The sequence below is a fragment of the Streptomyces sp. IMTB 2501 genome, assembly GCF_001953885.1.
Classification (GTDB): Bacteria; Actinomycetota; Actinomycetes; order Streptomycetales; family Streptomycetaceae; genus Streptomyces.
Genome location: NZ_MQUS01000023.1, coordinates 74,133 through 94,494, shown reverse-complemented (window position 1 = coordinate 94,494; position 20,362 = coordinate 74,133). Strand labels below are relative to the sequence as shown.

At 69.4% G+C, this 20,362-nt stretch carries 16 protein-coding genes and 3 pseudogenes; 9 read left to right on the top strand and 10 right to left on the bottom strand.

Features of this window, described 5'->3' with window-relative positions; all coding sequences use genetic code 11:
- Positions 1 to 2: 2 nt before the first annotated feature.
- Positions 3 to 728 (bottom strand): SDR family oxidoreductase, encoded by a 726-nt coding sequence (locus AV521_RS32325; protein ID WP_076093414.1) that lies wholly within the window; start codon positions 726 to 728, stop codon positions 3 to 5.
- A gap of 104 nt (positions 729 to 832) precedes the next feature.
- Here AV521_RS32325 and AV521_RS32320 point away from each other — a divergent pair, with 104 nt between their 5' ends.
- Positions 833 to 1,681, top strand: coding sequence for a LysR family transcriptional regulator (locus AV521_RS32320; protein WP_076093412.1), 849 nt, complete (start codon positions 833 to 835; stop codon positions 1,679 to 1,681).
- Positions 1,682 to 2,046: 365 nt separating this feature from the next.
- Here AV521_RS32320 and AV521_RS48030 read toward each other — a convergent pair.
- Positions 2,047 to 2,172: pseudogene (locus tag AV521_RS48030) on the bottom strand (IS5/IS1182 family transposase); the annotation flags it as partial.
- 302 nt (positions 2,173 to 2,474) lie between these two features.
- On the opposite strand from AV521_RS48030, the gene AV521_RS52350 reads away from it, so the two are divergent.
- The 5 genes and pseudogenes from AV521_RS52350 (at position 2,475) to AV521_RS32300 (ending at position 7,043) form a co-directional block, all read left to right on the top strand.
- Positions 2,475 to 2,753 (top strand): SDR family NAD(P)-dependent oxidoreductase, encoded by a 279-nt coding sequence (locus AV521_RS52350; RefSeq protein WP_305965202.1) that lies wholly within the window; start codon positions 2,475 to 2,477, stop codon positions 2,751 to 2,753.
- Between the two features lie 2 nt (positions 2,754 to 2,755).
- Positions 2,756 to 2,866: pseudogene (locus tag AV521_RS52345) on the top strand (short-chain dehydrogenase); the annotation flags it as partial.
- A 271-nt stretch (positions 2,867 to 3,137) separates the two neighbouring features.
- Complete coding sequence (gene lpdA, locus AV521_RS32310) at positions 3,138 to 4,541, top strand: dihydrolipoyl dehydrogenase (protein WP_076093411.1); 1,404 nt, start codon at positions 3,138 to 3,140, stop codon at positions 4,539 to 4,541.
- A gap of 223 nt (positions 4,542 to 4,764) precedes the next feature.
- Positions 4,765 to 6,000: a glycosyltransferase gene (locus AV521_RS32305; RefSeq protein WP_076093409.1), complete on the top strand. Its 1,236-nt coding sequence runs from the start codon at positions 4,765 to 4,767 to the stop codon at positions 5,998 to 6,000.
- 140 nt (positions 6,001 to 6,140) lie between these two features.
- Complete coding sequence (locus AV521_RS32300; protein ID WP_076093544.1) at positions 6,141 to 7,043, top strand: NADP-dependent oxidoreductase; 903 nt, start codon at positions 6,141 to 6,143, stop codon at positions 7,041 to 7,043.
- Positions 7,044 to 7,168: 125 nt separating this feature from the next.
- On the opposite strand, the gene AV521_RS32295 is transcribed toward AV521_RS32300, so the two are convergent.
- Positions 7,169 to 8,023 (bottom strand): alpha/beta fold hydrolase, encoded by an 855-nt coding sequence (locus tag AV521_RS32295; RefSeq protein ID WP_076093407.1) that lies wholly within the window; start codon positions 8,021 to 8,023, stop codon positions 7,169 to 7,171.
- 605 nt (positions 8,024 to 8,628) lie between these two features.
- Here AV521_RS32295 and AV521_RS32290 point away from each other — a divergent pair.
- On the top strand, positions 8,629 to 8,886 hold the full coding sequence (locus tag AV521_RS32290) for a hypothetical protein (RefSeq protein WP_076093405.1): 258 nt from the start codon (positions 8,629 to 8,631) through the stop codon (positions 8,884 to 8,886).
- Here AV521_RS32290 and AV521_RS32285 read toward each other — a convergent pair.
- Both AV521_RS32285 and AV521_RS32280 read right to left on the bottom strand, forming a co-directional pair.
- Complete coding sequence (locus AV521_RS32285; protein ID WP_076093403.1) at positions 8,870 to 11,980, bottom strand: alpha-N-acetylglucosaminidase; 3,111 nt, start codon at positions 11,978 to 11,980, stop codon at positions 8,870 to 8,872. The two genes, AV521_RS32290 and AV521_RS32285, sit on opposite strands and share 17 nt — an antisense overlap.
- 138 nt (positions 11,981 to 12,118) lie before the next feature.
- On the bottom strand, positions 12,119 to 14,227 hold the full coding sequence (locus AV521_RS32280) for a glycoside hydrolase family 31 protein (RefSeq protein WP_076093402.1): 2,109 nt from the start codon (positions 14,225 to 14,227) through the stop codon (positions 12,119 to 12,121).
- A gap of 487 nt (positions 14,228 to 14,714) precedes the next feature.
- On the opposite strand from AV521_RS32280, the gene AV521_RS32275 reads away from it, so the two are divergent.
- Together AV521_RS32275 and AV521_RS32270 are read left to right on the top strand one after the other, a co-directional pair.
- Positions 14,715 to 14,999 carry a hypothetical protein gene (locus tag AV521_RS32275; RefSeq protein WP_143658690.1) on the top strand — a complete coding sequence of 95 codons (285 nt, stop codon included), beginning with the start codon at positions 14,715 to 14,717 and terminating at the stop codon, positions 14,997 to 14,999.
- Positions 14,999 to 15,454 carry a DUF6294 family protein gene (locus tag AV521_RS32270; RefSeq protein WP_076093398.1) on the top strand — a complete coding sequence of 152 codons (456 nt, stop codon included), beginning with the start codon at positions 14,999 to 15,001 and terminating at the stop codon, positions 15,452 to 15,454. The genes AV521_RS32275 and AV521_RS32270 overlap by 1 nt, the downstream gene beginning before the upstream one ends.
- A 104-nt stretch (positions 15,455 to 15,558) precedes the next feature.
- Here the strand turns inward: AV521_RS32270 and AV521_RS32265 are convergent, their stop codons facing one another.
- The 5 genes and pseudogenes from AV521_RS32265 to AV521_RS32245 all read right to left on the bottom strand — a co-directional run bounded on the left by AV521_RS32265 (position 15,559) and on the right by AV521_RS32245 (position 19,930).
- Positions 15,559 to 15,855: an alpha/beta fold hydrolase gene (locus AV521_RS32265; RefSeq protein ID WP_076093397.1), complete on the bottom strand. Its 297-nt coding sequence runs from the start codon at positions 15,853 to 15,855 to the stop codon at positions 15,559 to 15,561.
- Between the two features lie 315 nt (positions 15,856 to 16,170).
- Positions 16,171 to 17,080: pseudogene (locus tag AV521_RS32260) on the bottom strand (transposase); the annotation flags it as partial.
- 86 nt (positions 17,081 to 17,166) lie between these two features.
- Positions 17,167 to 17,520 (bottom strand): antibiotic biosynthesis monooxygenase, encoded by a 354-nt coding sequence (locus AV521_RS32255; protein ID WP_076093395.1) that lies wholly within the window; start codon positions 17,518 to 17,520, stop codon positions 17,167 to 17,169.
- A gap of 217 nt (positions 17,521 to 17,737) precedes the next feature.
- Positions 17,738 to 17,917 (bottom strand): hypothetical protein, encoded by a 180-nt coding sequence (locus AV521_RS32250; protein ID WP_076093393.1) that lies wholly within the window; start codon positions 17,915 to 17,917, stop codon positions 17,738 to 17,740.
- A 375-nt stretch (positions 17,918 to 18,292) separates the two neighbouring features.
- Positions 18,293 to 19,930 (bottom strand): sigma-70 family RNA polymerase sigma factor, encoded by a 1,638-nt coding sequence (locus AV521_RS32245; RefSeq protein ID WP_076093391.1) that lies wholly within the window; start codon positions 19,928 to 19,930, stop codon positions 18,293 to 18,295.
- Positions 19,931 to 20,362 lie beyond the last annotated feature (432 nt).

Below are 20,362 nucleotides of genomic sequence, written 5' to 3'. Positions count from 1 at the left end.
GGTCACCACGGCACCTCCCCCGCGTCTTCGAAGAACGCGCCGGTCGGGCCGTCGTCGGGCAGGGTCGCGAGCCGGATCGCGGTCGCCGCGCCCTGTTCGGGGGTGCGCACGCCACGAAAACCGTTGAGGTCGGTCGCGCAGAAGCCGGGGCAGGCAGCGTTGATCAGGATGTTCGTGTCGCGCAGCTCCTTGGCGTACTGGACGGTCACGGCGTTGAGGAACGTCTTCGACGGCGCGTAAGCAACGGCAATCGGGCCCGTTTCGGCGCCGGGCGTGGTCTGCCGGGTGAGGGAGCCGACGCTGCTCGACATGTTCACGATCCGCGGCGACGCCGAGCGGCGCAGCAACGGCAGCATCGCGTTGGTCACGCGGATGACGCCGATGACATTGGTCTCCACGGCCGCCCGCACCGTAGCGGGGTCGACCATGGTGGGCATCTGCGGCACGCCGCCGGTTATCCCGGCGTTGTTGACGAGCACGTCGAGGCGTCCGGCGCGGTCCTCCATCAGCTCGGCGGCGGCCGCCACGCTCGCGTCGTCGGTCACGTCGAGCGGCACGCCGAACGCGTCGACGCCGACCGTCCGCAGCTTCGCCACAGCGGCCTCGCACCGCTCCTCGTTGCGGGCGCCGACACCGACCCTCCACCCGAGGGCGCCGAGCCCGGCCGCGATTTCGTACCCGATTCCCTTGTTCGCGCCGGTCACCAGCGCAATCGTCTGTTCGCTCATACGGCCAATCCTGTCCGGACCCCGCGAGAGCCGGCCAACACCGATTGGGTGGGCAGCGATACCGTACGGGTATCGATCCCGGTTGGGGCCAGTATCATGGCGGCGTGGAGACGCGTGAGCTGCGGTACTTCGTCGCCGTCGCCGAGGAGCTGCACTTCGGGCGGGCCGCACAGCGGCTCGGGATCGCGCAGCCCCCGCTGTCGCGGACGATCCGCCAACTCGAACGGCGCATCGGAGTGGCGCTGCTGGAACGCACCAGCCGCTCGGTCACCCTGACCGAGGCCGGGTCGGTGCTCCTGCGGGAGGCGCGGGCGGCACTGGATGCGGTCGAGGCCGCCGAGCGTCGCACCCGCCGCGCTGCCCTCGCCGCGACCGGCCAGGCCGAGGTAGTCCTTGCCTCGAAAGCCGGCGCGTCCAGCGAACTGCTGGCGAAACTGCTCGACGCCTACGCCGCCGAACCGAACGCGGTCATCGTCGATGTGCTCCTGTGCGGAATCGGCGAGCAGGAACGGATGCTGCGCGACGGCCGGTGCGACGCGGCTCTGCTGCACCGGCCGTTCGACAGCACGGCCGGCTTCGACACCGAGGAACTCTGCACAGAGAGACAGGTCGTGATTCTGCCGGCCGGACACCCCCTCACCAGCCGGACCCACGTGCAGATGGCCGAAGTCACCGAGCTCCCCGGCCTGCCGATGCCACGCTGGCCCGGCCGCGACGGTACGTACCCGGACGGGCCCGGTCCGCAGGCTCGGGATCATGCGCAGTTGCTCCAGCTGATCGCGCTCGGCCGCACTTGCTGGATCGCGCCGGAGTCGTGCCGAGCCCAGCTGCGTGACGATCTCGCCGCCGTACCGGTTTTGGACGCGCCGACGGTCACGACGGTCATCGCGTGGCCACCGCATAGCCGGTCCCGGGCCGTCGCCGACCTCGTCCGGACCGCGACGCGTCTCTGAAAGCTCGTAAGACGCAGCGCGGAGAAGGGCTGCTCAACGACGTAGCGAAGCGCGCCCAGGCCCTTGAGTTCGGGGTGCCCTTGCGGGATGACGTCGACCAGGGGCTGCGTCTGGGTGACGTCGTTGACGTTGGCCGCGCTCGTGATGACCTTGAACGGGATGCCTTCGCGTCGCAGATCAGATGGTGTCTACCCCAGTCGTTCCGCGATCGACCGGTGAGCGGCCAGCGGCCTCGCCCAACTTTTACACGCGGACGTGAGAAGCGTCCACGCGCGCCCGGGTGCAGTCCAGAGCGTCGGCCGCGTGCAGCCGAATCCCAGCACCGCAAGATCGTGTTTCGAGCTCTCACCGGATGTCCGAGCGTGTCACGGGCAGAACCATCGTCGGATCGAGGCGACGGTGGTGGTGACGGTGCCGTGGAATACGTATGCGCGTTTGTCGGACGTCGTGGTTATGGCCCGGAAGTTCTTGAAGGCGTTGATGGTCCGCTCGGCTGACGCTGCGCACAGTCGCCGAATGCGTGATCAGCGGGCCGTCACGTAGTGCACGACTCAGCCGTGCCACGAGCCGCACGTGATGCGGGGGGCGTGGTGCCCGCGAAACCATGAAACTGGTTCTGGCGTGCTGCAGCAGCCTCCAGGTGACGTCGGCGTCCAGGTCGTGCATGGGGCGAAAGCTCTGGAATGAGGTGTCGGAGCATGGAGATCGAGGGATCGGTCGCGTTCGTGACCGGTGCGAACCGGGGAATCGGGCTGCGTTCACTCGCGCTCTGCTGGCCCGGGGCGCGGCCAAGGTGTACGCGGGTGTCCGCTGCCCCGAGGACTTCGACGAGCCCGGGGCGGAAGCCGTACGCCTCGACGTCACCGACCCCGATCAGATCGCGGCCGCAGCGACGACGGCGTCCGACGCGACCGTCGTGATCAACAATGCCGGGATCCAGGCCGGACCACCGCTGCTGGAGGGGTCCCTGGGCGGTGCCCGGAAAGAGCTCGGGGTGAACTATCTGGGCACCTGGGCCGTGTCCCGGGCCTTTGCCCCCTCCTTGCCGCGAACGGCGGCGGAGCCCTGGTGAACATGTTGTCGGTGGCTTCATGGCGCGCCAACAACCGCTTCCCGGGTTACGCGGCGTCGAAGGCCGCCCAGTGGTCGCTGACCAATGCATTGCGCGTGGCACTGCGGGACCAGGGCACGCTGGTCGTGGGTGTGCATGTGGGCTATGTCGACACCGATGCGACCGTGACGGTCGACGCTCCTAAGGTGGAATCTGTTCGAAGTTGCCGCGAAGACGATGGACGCGATCAGCCACGACGAGCCGGAGGTGCTCGTCGACGAGACCTCCCGCCGGGTGCGCGCGGCGCTGTCGGGCCCACTGGAGCTGCTCTACCCGATCGCCTGAAGGTGGGCGCGCAGGATCGCGGGGACCGGCTGCGTCCGAGAACAACCGTGAGGTGGATGGATGAGCACGGACAGTGACTTCGATGTCGTGGTTCTCGGAGCCGGCCCCGGCGGATATGTGGCCGCCATCCGCTGCGCACAGCTCGGGCTGCGCACGGCCATCGTGGAGGGCCGGTTCTGGGGCGGTGTCTGCCTGAACATCGGCTGTATCCCGGCAAAGGCGCTGCTGCGCAACGCCGAAGTCGCGCAGTTGTTCCTGCACGACGCGGAGAAGTTCGGGGTGAAGATCAGCGGGGACGTCACCCTGGACTACCGGGCCGCGTACGAGCGGAGCCGGGTGGTTGCCGAGGGGCGCTCGAAGGGCGTCACGTATCTCATGCGCAAGAACAAGATCACCCAGTTCGAGGGCCAGGGCATCTTCCTCGATCCGCACACGCTCCAGGTGCGGATGAGCGACGACGAGGCGACCGTCTCCTTCCGTTCCTGCATCATCGCGACCGGTGCGACCGTGAAGTTGCTGCCCGGTACGACGCTGGGCAAGCGCGTGGTCACCTACGAGGAGCAGATCCTCGCCGACAGCCTCCCGGCCAGCCTGATCATCGCCGGCGCCGGCGCCATCGGCGTCGAGTTCGCCACCCTGCTCCGCTCCTACGGCGTGGAGGTCACGCTCGTCGAATTCCTCGACCGCATCGTGCCCCTGGAGGACGAGGAGGTCTCTGCCGAGCTCGCCAAGCGCTTCAAGCGCCAGGGGATCCGCGTGCTGACGTCCGCACGCGTGGAGTCCATCGAGGAGGCTGAGGACCAGGTCCGCGTGCTGGTCGAACAGGGCGGCCGGCAGCAGGTCCTGGAGGCGGAGCAGGTGCTGCAGGCCACCGGCTTCCAGCCACGTGCCCGTGGCTACGGTCTGTCCAGCACCGGCGTACGACTCACCGACCGGGGAGCCATCGATGTCGACGGGCACTGCCGCACCAGCCAGCCGCACATCTACGCGATCGGCGACGTCACAGCGAAGCTGATGCTGGCTCACACCGCCGAGGCGATGGGCGTCGTGGCCGCCGAGAGCATCGCCGGCGCGGAGACCATGGAGCTCGACTACCGCATGATCCCTCGCGCCACGTTCTGCCAGCCCCAGATCGCCAGCTTCGGCTGGACCGAAACCGAGGCACGCGCCCAGGGCTTCGACGTCCGTGTGGCGAAGTTCCCCTTCACGGCCAACGCCAAGGCACACGGCTTCGGCGACACCGCCGGATTCGTGAAGCTGGTCGGCGACGGCCGTTACGGTGAACTGCTCGGCGCCCACTTGATCGGCCCCGATGTCACCGAGCTGCTCCCGGAGTTGACCCTGGCGCAGAAGTGGGACCTGACGGTGAACGAACTCATCAGGAACGTCCACGCCCATCCGACGCTGAGCGAAGCGGTGCAGGACGCCCTGCACGGACTCGCGGGACACATGATCAATCTCTGACGCAGAGCACCGCTGCGTGCGACAACGTACTGCCGTGCGCGGCGGGACGCAGCTTCGCGAGAAGGCCGTCCGGCAACAGCGGACGGCAAAAGACAAAGGCAAGGAGGTGCTCCTCCTTGCCACTCTCAACCTATAGCGCACCGGGGGGCTTGCGGCAAGACACGGGGCGTGCTTCAGGATGGTCAGCCGAGGCCAGGGCCTGCAGAGATGGGGGATTTTCGACATGCGTGTGGTGTTGTCGACCTGGGGGTCGCGGGGGGACGTCGAACCGCTGGTGGCACTCGCGGTGCGATTGCGGGAACTCGGCGCGGAGGTACGGGTGTGCGCGCCGCCGGACGAGGAGTTCGCGACGCTGCTCGCCGGTGTCGGCATGGAGCTGGTGCCGCTCGGCCCGGCGGTGCGCTCGGTGGTGACCGGCGAGAGGCCGCCGACGGCGCAGGACGCGTTCCGGCTCGGGCCCGAGTTGGTCGCCGCACGGTTCGACACGCTCACCGCTGCGGCCGAGGGATGCGACGTGCTCCTTGCGTCCGGCCTGATGCCGGCGGGCGCGCGCTCGGTGGCCGACAACCTGGGCATCCCCTACGTGTACGCCTGCTTCCATCCGTTCGGACTGCCCTCGCAGCAGTTCCCTCCAGGGGCGCGGCCCGGCACGCCGTCCCCGCGGGAGGAGACCGACCTCAAGGTGCTGTGGGAGCAGGACGCCCAGCGCGTGAACGCGTTGTACGGGGAGGCACTCAACCGGCACCGGGCGGCGATCGGCCTGCCGCCGGTGGACAACGTCCGTGACTACGTCGTCACCGACCAGCCGTGGCTGGCGGCAGACCCGGTCCTGGCCCCGTGGAAGGAGATGACGAATCTCGACCTCGTACAGACCGGGTCGTGGATCCTGCCGGACGAACGTCCACTCCCGGGAGACCTTGAGGCGTTCCTGGACACCGGTGAACCGCCGGTGTACGTGGGCTTCGGCAGCATGGCCATGCACACCTCGAAGGGCCTCGCCCGGGTGGCCATCGAGGCGATCCGCGCGCAGGGCCGCCGCGTCGTACTCGCCCGTGGCTGGGCCGACCTGGCTCTGATCGACGACCGGGGCGACTGCTTCGTAGTCGGCGAGGTGAACCATCAGGCGCTGTTCACCCGGGTGGCCGCCGTCGTGCACCACGGCGGCGCGGGCACCACGACGACGGCCGCCCGGGCGGGCGCGCCTCAGGTGGTGGTGCCCCAGATCGTGGACCAGCCGCGCTGGGCCGCCCGGGTGTCCGAGCTGGGCATCGGCGTGGCACACGACGGTCCGGCCCCGACCTTCAACTCCCTGTCAGCCGCGCTCAGCACGGCTCTGACCCCCGAGACCCGAGCACGGGCGAGTGGCGTGGCCGGCACGATCCGCACCGACGGCGCGACAGTGGCCGCGAAGCTGTTGCTCGACGTAGCCGGCCGGGGAAGGCCGCCCGGGTCGGCGTGAGCCACCCGGAATCGTTGAGTCAGGAACCGGCAGGCGACAGCACGGCCAAGTGAGGTGTTGCGTAGGGTTTTCGCAGCGAAGAACGTGCACTGTCGCACGCGCAGCAAGCGCGATGCCGTGAGTCGAGATCGGAGCGAATGGTGAAGGCGGCCCGTTTCAACCAGTTCGGGGGCCCGGAGGTCCTTGAGATCGTAGAGCTCCCCGATCCGCGTCCGGGGCCCGGCCAGGTTCGGATCGCGGTGCGCGCGGCCGGTGTCAACCCGAGCGACTGGAAGAAGCGCGAGGGCCTGATGGATCGGGGGCTCCCGCAGACCCTGGGCCACGAGGCCGCGGGCGTCGTCGACGAGCTCGGCGAGGGCGTTGCGAACGTGGCCGTCGGAGATCGCGTGTTCGGCTTCTCCGCCGAGGGCGCGGCCCAGGCCGAGCTGGCGGTGCTGGACCACTATGCGCCGATCCCGCCGTCGCTTGACTTCCCCGGCGCCGCCGCGCTGCCGGCCGCCGTCGAGACGGCCACACGCGCGCTTGACCAGCTCGGCGTCAGGAGCGGCAGCACGCTGCTCATCAACGGCGCTTCCGGAAGTGTCGGCGCCGCCGCGGTTCAGCTCGCCGTGGTGCGCGGCACGCACGTGATCGGCACCGCCAGTCCGGCCAACCACGAATACCTTCGCTCCCTGGGGGCCGAGCCTGTCGCCTACGGCGCGGGCCTCGTCGGGCGGGTTCGCGCGCTTGCGCCCGACGGCGTCGACGAGGCGCTCGACGTCGCCGGGAGCGGTGTGCTGCCCGAACTCATCGAGCTCGCGGGTGGCACGGAGCACGTCGTGACGGTCGCCGACTTCGCCGGCGCGCAGGAGTACGGGGTGGCGTTCAGCCGTGGGGACGCCGGTCGTGCGGTCCATGCACTCGCCGAGATCGGCGAGCTGATCGAGGCCGGGCGCTTCTCGCTGCCTGTCGCGCAGACCTTCCCGCTCGCCGAGATCGCGGAGGCGCACCGTGTCAGCGAGCACGGTCACGCCCGTGGGAAGCTGGTGCTGGTGGTCGGCTGACGCGGCCGCGATGACCGTGCGTGACGTCCACGAGAGCCAGGCGCTGACCCCGCTCGTAAGCGGCATCCCGCCCAGCCCTTCCGGAAAACGGGCGAGAATGAGGTTCACGAGCTGTGCCGGATTCTTCAGTCGGGCAGTCCTCGGACGAACCCGGCGACCAGCGTCGCCACCGCTTCCGGAGTCTCCATGATCATGGGGTGCGTGGCCTCAATCCGGTTCACGCTGATCGTCGGCCGAGTATGGGAGAGCACGGTCAGCTGGTCGGAGACCTCTCGTGCGAAGCGGACGCTGAAATCGTCGAACCACTCCATGCCAGGAGCAGGCGGTAGCCTTCGGCCGGCCTGTACCACCAGCAGCGGGCAGTCGACCTCGTCCAGCCACGAGGTGACACCCAGCGCGCCCAGTCTGTGGAGCTCGTCGAGGATCCCCAGCGCCTCCGCCCGTTCCGGCCGTGTCTGCCACGTGCCGTCGGGCAACGGACGTACGGCCGCGCGGGCAGCGGCCTCCGCGCGGTCGGCGGGAATACCGAATCGGGCGGCGTTTGTGACCTGGTTCTCGATGTACTCGGGCGGCGCGACGGTCCCGGCCGACGCCAGCAGCATCTCACTCACCCGTTCAGCACCGGGGTACTCGCGGCCCCACCAGAAGCCGTCGAGATTCACGGCGGCACGGGCTCGATCCGGGTTCGCCCGGGCGTACTCGACCGCGACCAGTCCGCCGAGGGAATGGCCCACCACAACGGCCTCAGGCACGCCATGCGCGTCGAGGGTGTCCGCGATGTGCCGCACCACGGTCGGGATGGTCCAGCGGGAGATACCGGGAGAGCTGCCGTGGCCGGGAAGGTCGACGGCGAGAACACGGTGCCCGGCGGCGAGCGAGGGGGCCGAGGCGTCCCAGTCGGTGAGCGACCGTCCGTAACCGTGCAGGAGAACCAGTTGCGGGCCATCGCCCCCATAGTCATGAGCGTGTAGGAGTGTCATATGGGCTTCACTGTAGGGGGCACACAGCAACTCGCACACCGAATTACAGCTCCCCGTCGAAGCCGTACGGCCCGGAGCCGGTCGACTGTCAGACACCTTTCGTGGCAGTCTTTTCGGCACGGCGTCGCCGCAACCGCCATCCCACCGCCGCCAGTTGCATGGGGTCCTCGAAAGCGCCCGAGGTGACCTTGACCTTCCGCTCTGTGGGGTCTCGCCACTCGTCGAGCCAGCCAGTGCGGAACGGATCGAGCGCGGAGTCCCATATCGATACCCTCGTCTGATCCCAGCCCGGCTCCCCCACCGTTGGACGATTCCGAGGCATCGCGGTCGCCCGTCCCTTCCGCGACGGCGTCCCCGCAGGTCTCGGAGACACCGTCTCCGTGCGCCGGCGCCCATGTGTCGGACGAGGAGTACTACCGTCGGCCGGGCGTCGATCCCACGCCCCGGCCACCGGCGCCTCTGTCCGGCCGGGAGTTCGAGGAGGCAAGGCAACTCGACGCGTACTGGACTCCGGAGCGCCTTCAAAGCGCCAGACCGATGGACAACCCCGACGGCCCTCGCCTGGGCGATGTTGCGTCTTCCGGGCCGAGAACAACCGCGCCTACATGGACGGCCGTTACGTCAAGGCCGGCAGGTCGCAGGACTATCTGGACTTCGCCCTCGTACGGCTGCAGCGCAACGCGAAGAACCAGGTGCTGGCCACGGCGGTCGGCGACGGCAACCGCCTGAAACTCATCGGTTGTCCCGGCGGTTCCCACAAGCCCCGCGACTGCAAGGCGACGACCAGGAAGTTCAACAGCAGGTTCGTGCAGATCGACCAGGACCGACTGCGCACCGGACGCTGCGTCAGGGCTCCACCGTGAAGTTCGTGAACGTCGCGATGCCTCTCCCTCTCGTCGCGCCGCTCGCCGCGGTCATGAACACTCCCGCGTCCTGGGTCACGGCCGTCTTCGCCGGCGTCGCCGTGCCCACCGCGGTCCATGTCGTGCCGTCCGTGCTGCACTCCCCCACGAAGGCCGTGCCGGCGCGGCGTAGCCGCAGGTGGACGGGGGCCGTCGCGGAAGCGTCCGTCGCGATCGAGTCGAAGCCGCCGTTGCCGTCCGCGTCCCAGCTCAGGACGCAGCCGTTGGACGGGGTCACCGCGAGGTTGACGTACCCTCCGCAGCCGACGGCGGTCAGGTCGTTGCCGATCATCAGCCCCGCCCGTGCCCAGGGGCCGGTCGCGTCCTGCGAGGTGACCCGCACCGTGGCCACGGATCCCGCGCCGTACGCGCCGGCCCGGTAGAGGGCCCCGAAGTCGTTCGTGCCGCCCCACAGGTCCGCGCCGGCGCCCTCGACGGCGATCTCGTCGCCGAGCATGCCGAACTCCGCGTCGTTGGACGTGACCGTGCGATACGGCGCGCAGACTCCGGTGGCCGCCAGCAGCCGTACCGGAGCGACGGCCCTGCCGCCGCCCCGCTGGGTCGCCACCGCGACCAGCTGGCCGACCAGGGCGTCCGGGGCTCCGGAGAGACGGATCTCGAACCGGGCGGTGAGTGTTTCGCCGGGGGCCAGCGTCGCCGCTTCCACCGGGTCGAGGGGGCGCGCTGTCAGGCCGGCGGGGAGCTTCAGGAAGAGCGTCACCTCGCACGCAGGCGCGAATCCGTTGCGGTGTGTGAGGGCGAGCGTCACGATGGCCGGGCGGTTTCGCGCCACCGCGCCCGGGTGGGCCACCGCCGTCAGTGTGGACTGGTACGGGGTGCCCGCGAGGACTTCCCGCACCCGGCCGGCCAGGGCGTACGGCGTCCCCTGGGGCTCGGTCGGATGCGCCTCGTGGGCGTGTGCCCAGGTGTCGTCGAGGGCGAACCAGTCGATCGTGTCCGGGTCCTTTCCGGACGACAGGGCGTCGAAATACGTCTGCCAACGCGTGCGGTACAGACCGCCGACCAGGCCCGCCCACTCACGGTTGGCGTAGTCGTGCAGGCCCACTTCACTGCTCTCCCGGCCGCCCCAGGTGGTGAGGAGCGACCGGGCGTCGTACTCCAGGCGGTCCTGTTCGGTGCGATCCGCGCCCCAGGCCCGCGCCTCAGCCAGCCAGCGGCCCAGCAGGTGCGGGCGGGATGTCGACAGCAGTTCGTCCAGCAGGTCCATCCAGGACAGCCAGGTCCGGGTCAGCGTGCAGAACAGGTCCTGCTCGCCCGTGTCGTGGGCCGCCTTGATCTGTGGGAGCAGGAGACGGCTGCGGTTGGACAGGACCTGGCGGGCGACGTCCACGACGTCGTACTGGTATGCGGGGCTCTGCCTCAACTCCTCGCGGATATCGAGGAGTTCGGTCAGTGACGGGTCGAAGGCCGTGGTGTCGTAGCGTTCGGTCTCCGGGCTCCAGGCGGCGGCCTTGGTCGCGGTCAGGCTCGGGCGGGCGCCGAAGAGGCCGTCGGGGGCCTCGCTCCAGGAGTCCGTGCGCCTCATGCCGTAGGCGGTGGCGCGGATCGTGTGCCAGGCGGCGGCAGCGTGCCGGTCCGCGCCGCCGTAGCGGGAGACGGCGTGGGCGGCGAACCAGTCGTCCAGGTCGATGGTGCCGGGCGTCCATGCCAGGTCGGTGAGCAGGGCGAGGGCGGGCGCGTTGTTGTCGGAGGCTTCAGGCATCGCCGCGATCCCGGCCAGGGAACTCCCTTTCTTGTCACGCCACTTGGGGTACCACTCCACCCAGTCGGGGGCGTTGGCACCGATCGCGGTGTGCCCGCCGAAGTTCCAGATGCTGCCGTAGGCGTAAGGAGTGCCGCCCCAGTCGCTCTCTCGGTCGGTGACCGTCGGGTAGCGGTCGGAGAGCCCGTCGACGATCAGCATGCGGGACTTGTCCACGGCGTCCAGCAGAGCCCGGGGCGGGTTGGTCTCCCAGCCGAGGATGGCCCAGAGCGCGCCCGGGTGTGCCCGCCGCAGTGCCGCCTCGACAGCCCTGGCGGCTTCACCGACCGGTACGTCGCCGGGGGTGCCGCCCTCGTGCAGCAGGTCCATCTTGTACATCGTGCTGTCGCCGAGGCGGGCCGACTGGGCGCGGTAGAAGGCGGCTGCCACGTCCCCGAAGGCCGTGGTGCGCGGGTCGAGCCAGCCGGGCCGATCGAACCCGACCCAGGTCCCTTGTGGCACCACCCTCGCGTCCCCTCCGTACCGGGCGGCGAAGTCGTCGGGGACCGTGCCGAAATAGCCGGGCAGAACCGGCGTCATGCCCAGTTCCCTCACCCGGTCCACGATCCGCCGCGCCAGCTCCGCCCGCCGCTCGATGAGCTGCCGCGAGACCGGGCCGCCGAAGCCCGACATGTTCTGCAGCAGCCACCACGGCTGGTGGGCCGGGGCCGGGATCCACGACCGCATCTCGGCGTCGGTGTAGGGGAACTGCCGGAACGTGTCGTAATAGACGGCGTCCGCGCCCACGTAGACCAGGACGCGGTTGATTCCGTGCGCGGCGAGGATGTCCAGCTCGCGTTGCCATGTGTCCCAGTCGCGGTAGGGGCCGGTGTAGCCCTCGTCGGTGTCGTTGAGGACGAATCGGTGGGGTACGTTCGCCCTGCCGGTGAGCTCTTCGGCGGGAGCGGGAAGCAGGCCGGGCAGAGCGGGCTGGTCGCCGGTCCAGGAGACCGAGGCGTGGACGGTGCGCCGTAGGTAGGTGTGGACGCCGGTGAGAAGGACGGCGGGGCTGGTGCCCTCGACGGTGATCCGGCCGGTGCTACCGGTGACGCGGAAACGGTCCGTGCCGTCCACGGCGAGCGGCAGCAGCGTGAACTGCTCGTGGTGCTCGGGCAGCAGCCGCCGCAGCGCGGCCGCGGCGGGTGCCGGGGCGTCGGCCGCGTACGCCTCTCGTGGGCGGGCCGGCAGAGCGACACCGCCGACGGCGAGGGCGCCCGCGAGGACACCTCGGCGGGTGATGCCGACGGCGCCGCGGCTGTCGCTGTCCTTGAACTTCCCTGCGGCACTGGGCATTTGGTCGTCGTCGCCGACGTGCGCGGGGCCGGGCGACCTTCGGCTGGCGGACACGTTGGGGCCTCTCGATCGTGGGGCGGACGCGGAGCGGGGCTGAGCGCGAAGCGGGCGGGACGGCACGGGCCCCGCTCCGCCCCGTCACCGGGAGGGAGTCTTCAGGGCGAGCGACACGGGGGCGTCTGCGCCCCGCAACGCCCGCAGGGCCTTGGCTGCGCCCTGTGCTGTGAGGTTCACGAACGCGGGGGTGACGCCGAGCGGGGCGGGACAGGCGGAGAGGGTGCTGGGTCCGTGGATCACCGTGCCGTGGTTGACGTCGTACCAGATACCGGGCGGGAGATGGACGGTGCGGGTCGGGCCGTCGGTGAGCTGCGGCGCGGCGAGGACGGCCGGGCCGAGCATCCACTCGTCGGTGATCGTGTAGGCCGCCGTGTCCCGCGGGAAGTCGAAGAACAGGGGACGCATGATCGGGTCGCCGGTCTTCAGGGTCTGCCGGACCTGGTCCCAGATGTAGGGAGCGAGCCGTTCGTGCAGGGCGATCGCCTTGCGGTAGAGGTCGATGGTCTGCCGGTCGTAGATGACCTTCTTGCCGGTCGTCACGTCGATCGTGTCCACGGGTGAGGTGGAGGAGTACATCAGTGGCTGCAGCGCGGCGGACTGGGCCCAGCGCACCAGGACCTGTTTGCTCGGCGGGGGCTCACTGCTGGAGCCGCCGATCATGTCGGTGGTGACGAAGGGGTAGCCGATCGTGGAGATCGCGAGGTTCTGGGTGACGGAGGCCCGCAAGGAGTTCCAGCCGGTGCCCTTGTCCACCTGCCGAGTGACGAATCCGGCTCGGTGGGCGGTGGTGTCCCAGTGGACACGGATGCCGACGCCCTGGAGGTCGAAACGGTCGGCGAGTTCGGCGCCGAGCCGCTGGTAGTCGGTGGGCTGGTAGCCCTCGTGCGGGGCACACTTGTCGTCGAAGAAGCGGGTGTCGAACTTCAGACCGTCGATGTCGTAGGTCGTCATCAGCTTCTCGAGCCGTCCGATGTACCAGGCCTTGGCTTCGGGGTTGGCGAGGTCGACGATGCCCGCGGTGCCGTTCCACCAGGTGACCGTGCACGGCTTCGTCGTGTCGCCCGCGTCCTTGAGCAGATAGCCGTGGTCGGCGGCGTACCGGTACTGGTCGGAGTCCAGGTTGATCCAGAGGGTGACCCAGAGGCCGAAGGCGAAGCCGAGCTGGTGGATCTTGTCGGACATGGCCCTGGGGTCCGGGTAGGCCTTCGCGTCGAAGGTCATGTTCCCGTAGTCGGACTCCCACTTGTCGTCGAGCTGGAGGGTGTGGCCGCTGAGGCCGTTGTCGTGCAGGTCCTGTGCGTAGTCCAGGAGCCGGGCCTGGTCGACGTGGGTGTAGAACTGCGCCCAGGAGTTCCACACCGGCTTGGCGTACTGCTCGTACGTCGCGTCGCTCTTGGCGGGCTTGCCGACGATGCCGACGTAGTCGCGGTAGACCTCCAGCGGGGTGGACTCCACGAAGACGGTCGCCTTGTAGGGATCGGCGGATTCGATGTCGTAGCGCCCGAGCCCGTCCTTGCCGCCGTTGATCGACACGTCCATGACGTGCCCGGTGTCCACTCGCAGTCCGACCGCGCTGGAGGTGTACCAGAACGGGTCGATCATGTCGTACGAGGACGGGCTGAAGGAGGGGTGCACGACCTCACCGCTGTCGAGCGGCCACGGCTGGTCGGTGCCGGGTCCGCCCTGCGGGGTCTCGGCCTCGCCATGGCCGTACCAGTGGCCGGCGGACTTCAGGTCGTAGGCGAGACCCAGCCGGTCCGGGACCGCGCCTTTGACGTTCCAGTCGAGTGAGTAACGGTCGGCGGACGGTGTGAGACGGGCCTCCACGGTGGCGCCTTCGGCGGTCGTGTCCGCGGTGAGGGTCAGAGTGCCGCTGCGCCAGGTCCAGCCGGTGACCCGGGTGGCGTGCTGCCAGCTGCCGCCGAGGCGGAAGCGCAGCGCGCCGGTGTCGTCGGCCGCGGTGGCCAGCACGGATGTGCCGGAGCGTCGGGTGGACAGTTCCAGTTGAGCGGTCGTCACATCGACAACGTAACCGGGGGCGTTGCCGCTCGGTGGGACCGTGAGCGCGAGTCCGCCGGCGGTACGGCTCACCCTCGGCGAGGCGGCCACCGGCTTCTCTCCGGATGCCTGGGCCTGGGCGGGCAGGGCCCCGGGGAGAGCGAGAGACAGGGCGGAGACGGCGAGGAGCATTCTGAGTCTGCGGAGTCGTCCGAGCACGGCGCATCTCCTTCGACGAAGGGTGCCTGAGAGCTGCGATACAGGGTCCGTACCAGATCATGCAAGAACATGCTTGATTCGGCAGATAATTGAGCAGGAAACGTCACTTGTCAATGACGGCTTCCGCTTCAGGGACGTGGCGTGCGGGTTTGCTGTGCAGTGCAGGGCTGCCACCACAGGCGGGGCCGGGGGCGCCTCCCTTCGCCGTACCTGATCGATTGCCGCTCTCTCGCCACCCCGGCCCCACCCGTGGGCGTGCATCCGACGGAGGTACCCCGGTTCATGGCCGCCGCGCTCCAGGTCAGCGCCTCGCGCGCTCTACCGGGGTCTGATCGGCGTTCACGACAATCGGAGCGCTGACAGGGGAAAAGAGAGGGGAATCGTGAGAATGTCCTTGGTACTTCGCCGTGTGCGGATGCCCGCCCTGGCAGCCGGCTTCGCTCTCGCGTTGCTGGCGGCAGTGCCAGCCGACGCTCGAGCGGCCGGCGGAAGCTACACGTACGTCACAGCGGCAGGACAAGTCGTCCGTGTCGACGAACCGCAGAGCGACACCTGCCTACCGCTTCCGGGCGCCGTCAGGTTCTCCAACGACACCACCGACACGGCATTTCTGTACGGGGACTCCTCGTGCGGCGGAGGATGGGCGCTGGTCGGGGTCGGCGCCACCTGGGACGCGCCCACCGGCGTCCAGGCATTCGGCGTCCGCCTCGGCTCGACCGCCCAGGCCACGAGGGGAGCCCGGTGATGACCGCTCTTCGACGCGTCGCCCGGCTCACGGCCACGATGGTCGCCATCATCGCCGCGGTGGTGGTCTTCCCCACGCCGGCGTCGGCCGCCACCGGCGGCAACGCCGTTGGCTCGGGTATCTCGACCGGGTCCCGGACCGGGCTCGCGGACGATACGTACAAGTGGTTCAGCTGGGGGGACCTGAAGGTCGGTGACTGCCATCAGACCGGCGGCTACCTGCGGCTGTACGCGGATGGCCGTCTCACGTTCAGCGCGCGGACCTGGACGGACTTCACCCTCAGCGGTGACGTCTGGCACGCACGCTTCGAGCTGAAGAACTCCGCAGGTCAGAGCCTGTTCACCACGTCCACCTACGACAGCCCGACCATGTGGGCGAGCAAGAGGCACGACTGGACAGCCAATGGCACCTACGAGCCGAGCGTCTACGCCGCCACGGTCAGGGTGACCCAGTGAGCCTCCGGCTGAACGAACCGCACACGGTGGTGGCCTTCGCGTCCGGTACGTGAAGACCACCACTGGCACCTGCTCAATCCAACTCCGGCTGTTCCAGCGGGATTTCACAGGCCGCGCAGGAACTCCAGCAGGGCTTCCGTGACGACCTCGGGCTGCTCCTGCTGGGTCCAGTGGCCGCACTCCGGCACGTCGACGACCCCGCGCAGGTTCGGCACGATCGCCCGCGCGGCGTCGTCCATCGCGTAGAAGGTGCGCACGGCGTCGTTCTCACCGCTGATGTACAGCGCCGGAGCGGTGATCGGGGCGTCCTGCCACGCGGCGGTCAGCTCCCAGTTGCGGTCGAGGTTGCGGTGGCATGCGTCACATCCGCTGGGCGGTTTCGAGGCGTGCCGACAAGGCACGAGCCGCTGGACCTCAGGCGGTGGTGAGCAGGCATGTGCCCTCGACCGCGTCGACGATCGCCTCGGGCTCGACCACCTGCCGGGCTCCGGTCGCCGAGGGCACATGTCCCGAAAATTCCAACGCCCGCCCCCCGGCGCTCAGTTGTGCTTCACTGACGCTCGGTTGCCGACTCCCCACGCTCGGCTTCTCCCCCCACCGCGGGGGACCCCGTCGCGTCGCCGCCCTCCTCCGCCTTGCAACTGGACGCACCAGCCCCCGCTCACCTGCGCCTATAAGGTGCCGCCTATGTCCTGCAACCTGTTCGCCGGACAGGCCCTAGTTCTGTGCGATGTCGTGCAGGGGAGGTCGCGCAGGCCGGTGTCGCGGGCAGCGCGGACGCGGTCCTCGCGCGCTGGCAGTGCCGCAGTTCAAGCGCGGTGATGGAGACGTCCTTGGTGTTGGTGGCGAACGCCGTGAGGCGCATGCCATCAGCGTCGGCGAAGCGCAACTGGGCGCCGGGGTGCGGACGTTCCTCGCGGACGGTCAGCCGCGTTCCCTTGGGCCAGCCGGTCAGGCAGTCACTGTCGCGTTCGGCGGCCCAGGCCCCGTCGCGGATCTCGCCGTCCGGCTCGACAGCCGGCGTCCACGCTGATGCCGGAAACTTGATCACGGCCTGGTGGATGGCATCGGCGACAGTCGGTAAGGATGAGCGGCTGCCGTCCCCGTCGGTACTCCTTCGGCAGCTGCTTCAGAGCGAGCCGGAAGGCGTCGACATGGTCTGCGGCGGTATCGCTGCCCGCGTTCCTGGCCTGAGCAGGGCGGCAACCGGCTCCCCGGATCCGCCCCGGCCGTGGTCGACGAACCCCATCAGCGGATGGTGACCGAAGGTCTTGTCCCAAGTCGCGGCCGCATCCTGCTTCACGGAATGCGCAATCACGAGCACTCCGTCCCGGTCCACGGCCACCCGCCCGGCCTCCTCCGTTGCAGCGTCACCGGCCAACGTCCATACATCTTCATGGACTTGAGCGCGAGCCTGCCGCAGCGCGGTCAGCGGCGCACGCTTCCCGCCCGCTACCACCGTGTCGACCAGCCGGGGCACCGTCGGATCGGAGGCCACCGGCCCGAACCCCGACGACGGCTCGGCCCGCAGCATGCCAACGTCCGCCAGACTTTTCCCGCCCAGCGCGACCCGAGCGCCACATCCAGCAGAACCTTGCCCGGATCATGCACCGCCCGCGGCCTGCGAGAGTGCTTGATTCCCACATAAGCCTGCGCCGCGGTGGGCAGCGACGAGACTGAGCCCGTCGTCGGCATCGAGCCGATGCGGGCTCTTACGTGCGCTTGAACCCATGACTCCGCTCCACCTTCGCGACATGCAGCGTGTAGCTCTGGTACCACTCAGCTCGCCCGCGCTTCTGCGCCGCGCGGTGCTCGGCGTTGCTCCGCCACTCCGTGAGGGCGTCGGCGTCGCGGAAGTACCCGACCGTGATGGACAACCCACCGGGAGTCTGCGCGAGGTCCATCCCCAGGAACCCGGGGACGTCCTTCACCAGCTCCTCCATGCGTGCGGCGGTCTCGCCGTAGCCGCTCTGGTCCTCGGCATGCAGCGAAGTGAAGACAGCGACGTAGTAGGGGGGTTCAAAGGCTTCAACGGGCGCGACAGGCGCTTCGGAGTGATCGCTCATGTCGCCACTTTGAGGCAGGACACGGCCAACGATCCAGAGCCTTGCCCAAACGGGATGCATTAGGGGTCCAGCTCTTGACCAAGAGTCTCCGAGCTGCCGTTCTACGGCAACCTGACGGTGGTACGCGAGCCGAAAGGGGCTGTCGAGCCGCGACGGCGTACCACAGGGAGAGGGCGAGTCCAGCGGCTGCAACCAGTACGGCGATGCTGGGCAGAGGTCAGGGGGCTCGCTCCAGCACGGTGGAACGCTGTTCGTAGTCGTCGGGGCGTTTGTCAGTCTGATCGCTTTGGTGGACGAGGACGTCGAGGCGTCGGTGGTTGTGGGCGAATCCGGTTTCGACTACGCCGTGGAGTCGTTCGAGTTCGAGCGCGACGTCCGAGGGGTCGGGTTCTGTCATGCGCTCCCGCCCTCCCGGAGCGGTTCGGTCCGACCGGTGCACCGGGAGCGCTCGCCACCGTCGTGCTCGCCGACCGGGCGGCCGAGCGTGCTGAGGAACCGGAGCCGGGCCTCGCACGGCTGACGGCCGTTCAGCACGACGCTGTGCTCCCCGGCAGACCGCGGCATCCGTCCTGGGGGACGCCGCGGCCTTGACGTGCCTCTCCAGGTGCCGCGCTTGCCGCCCGCATCGAGTTCCTCGACTGACGCGGGAGGCCGGGCCGGCCGGCCCCACGACCGGCCCACGCCACCGCCACCGCCCACGCCACCGCCACCGCCACCGGCACCGGCACCGGCCCAGCGATTCCGGCCGTACCGAGGCCGCATCGAAGGTGCGTCACATCTTCGCGCCGAAGTCCTGCGTCCACCAGGGACCGCCCTCCCCCTTGTGCACACCGACACCGATGTCCCTGAAGGAGCAGTTGAGGATGTTCGCCCGGTGGCCCGGGCTGTTCATCCAGGACTGCATGACGGCTGCGGCGGTCTGCTGGCCCTGGGCGATGTTCTCGCCATATGTGGACCACTGGTAGCCGGCGGCGGTGATGCGCTGCCCGGGATCCGCGCCGTCCGGGTTGGTGTGGTCGAAGAAGTGGCGTGCGGCCATGTCGTCGGAGTGACCCTGGGCCGCCTTTTGCAGTTGCGGGTTCTCGGTGAGCGAGCTGCAGCCGGCGGCTGACCGCTCCTTGTTCACCAGCGCGACGACCTGGTCGGCAACCCCGGTCGGATCCGGCTGCGTCTGCGGTGTGCTGGCTGTGGAAGGAGTCCGGCGGGCGGATTTCGGGACTGTGGGTGTGCTCCTCTGGGAAGGGCTTGCTGACTTCGCGGCGCCGGCCTTCTTCGGTTTCGTCACGGACGGGGACGGAGAAAGCGAGGGCGACGGCGATCCGTTCTCGGCTTCGGCCGTGGAGAGGTCCCGGACGGGGGCAGCTGCACTTCGCTCGGCGTTCGCGGGGTCGGCGCCGGAGTCGATACCGGCGTACCACAGACCGCCTCCTGCCACGCAGGCCGCGACGACGGCGCCACCGACGGCCCGTCGGCGCATACGCCGACGCCGACGGGACTGACTGCGTGAGCCGGTCCGGTCCCGTACGTCTCGCCGTCCGGTGCCCACGCCCGATCCCGATCCTGCGCCACCCCCCGGGATGTCGAGCCGTGCCGTAGCCCCAGCCAGGGCAAGCTTTCCCGGACCAGAAGAAACCGCGGCAAGCAGTGCGGGTGACGCCGCGATCAGGGCCAGACCGGCAAGCAGCCCCTCTGCGGGCATCAGTCCGCTCCACAGCCCATTGCAGCGCGTGCAGCCGCGCGCGTGCCGGGCTATTCGCTTGCGCCACAGAGCCGAGGGCCTGCCGTCCCAGGAGGCCAGCACGATCCGGAGTTCCTCGCATCGCGGGCGTGCGTCGAGCGCTCGTACCACCACGCGGGCTGCCTCCAGCTGTGCCTTCATCCGCTGGACCCGGACCGCTGCGTGCTGGGGCGAGAGCTCCAGAGCCGCGGCGACCTCGGTCCGCGTGAGCTCGCCGGCGCACTCCAGCCACCACAGGGACAGCAGTTCCTGGTCGTCGGGCTCCAGCCAGCGTGTCGCCCGTGCCGTCTCCAGGCGCTGCCCCGTGAGCTGGAGCTGGACGACGGTCAGATCGACGAAGTCGGCACCCGGATCGGCCAGGTCCTCGGCCTCCTCCACCCCGCCCGGGGCGGAGAGACGATTCTGCCGGTGTTCGCGGACCTGGTTCATGGCGATGGCCACCAGCCAGGAGCGGAAACGCTCGGGAGTGCGCAGTCCGCCCAGCCCGTCCAGGGCCCGCAGCATGGTCTCCTGCACCACGTCGTCGACATCCACCGAGCCGTTCAGCGCCCGGCCCACGATGTTGTAGACCAGGGTGAGGTACGCGTTGACCAAGGCGTCCTGTGCCTGCGTGTCGCCCTCTCGGGCGGCCGTGACCAGTGCTGCCGTCTCCATCGCGTCCTGCGTGCTCATACCCATGCTTCCTGTCCTCGAGTCCGCACGATTGTGTCCGACACCTGGGAGACCTCTCGACGCACCCCGGATAACACTTCTTCGACAGTGAATCCGGTCGGCCCGGGGACCACTGCTCGGGTGACGCACGACGCCGTCGCCCCCAGCGGCCGAGCACGACGACGGGTCCCTGGTTTTTCCCGTTCTTTTGGATCAGACCGATGGAGCGGATGGAGGCACATTCAAGCCATGGCACGGATCGACAGGAACCGGCCTTCCATAAGGCTTCCTTGAGCCATCCTCAAAGAGCGGTTATAGGTGACACATTGGATGTGATCACCATCTCCGGCGCCCCTGGAACCGCGGGTCCGCATAAACCGTCCGCGACGTCTCAATCAGCCATCCGCGGATGGCCGGTTGGCGCAAGACCGTTCCGAATGGTGAGATAAACTC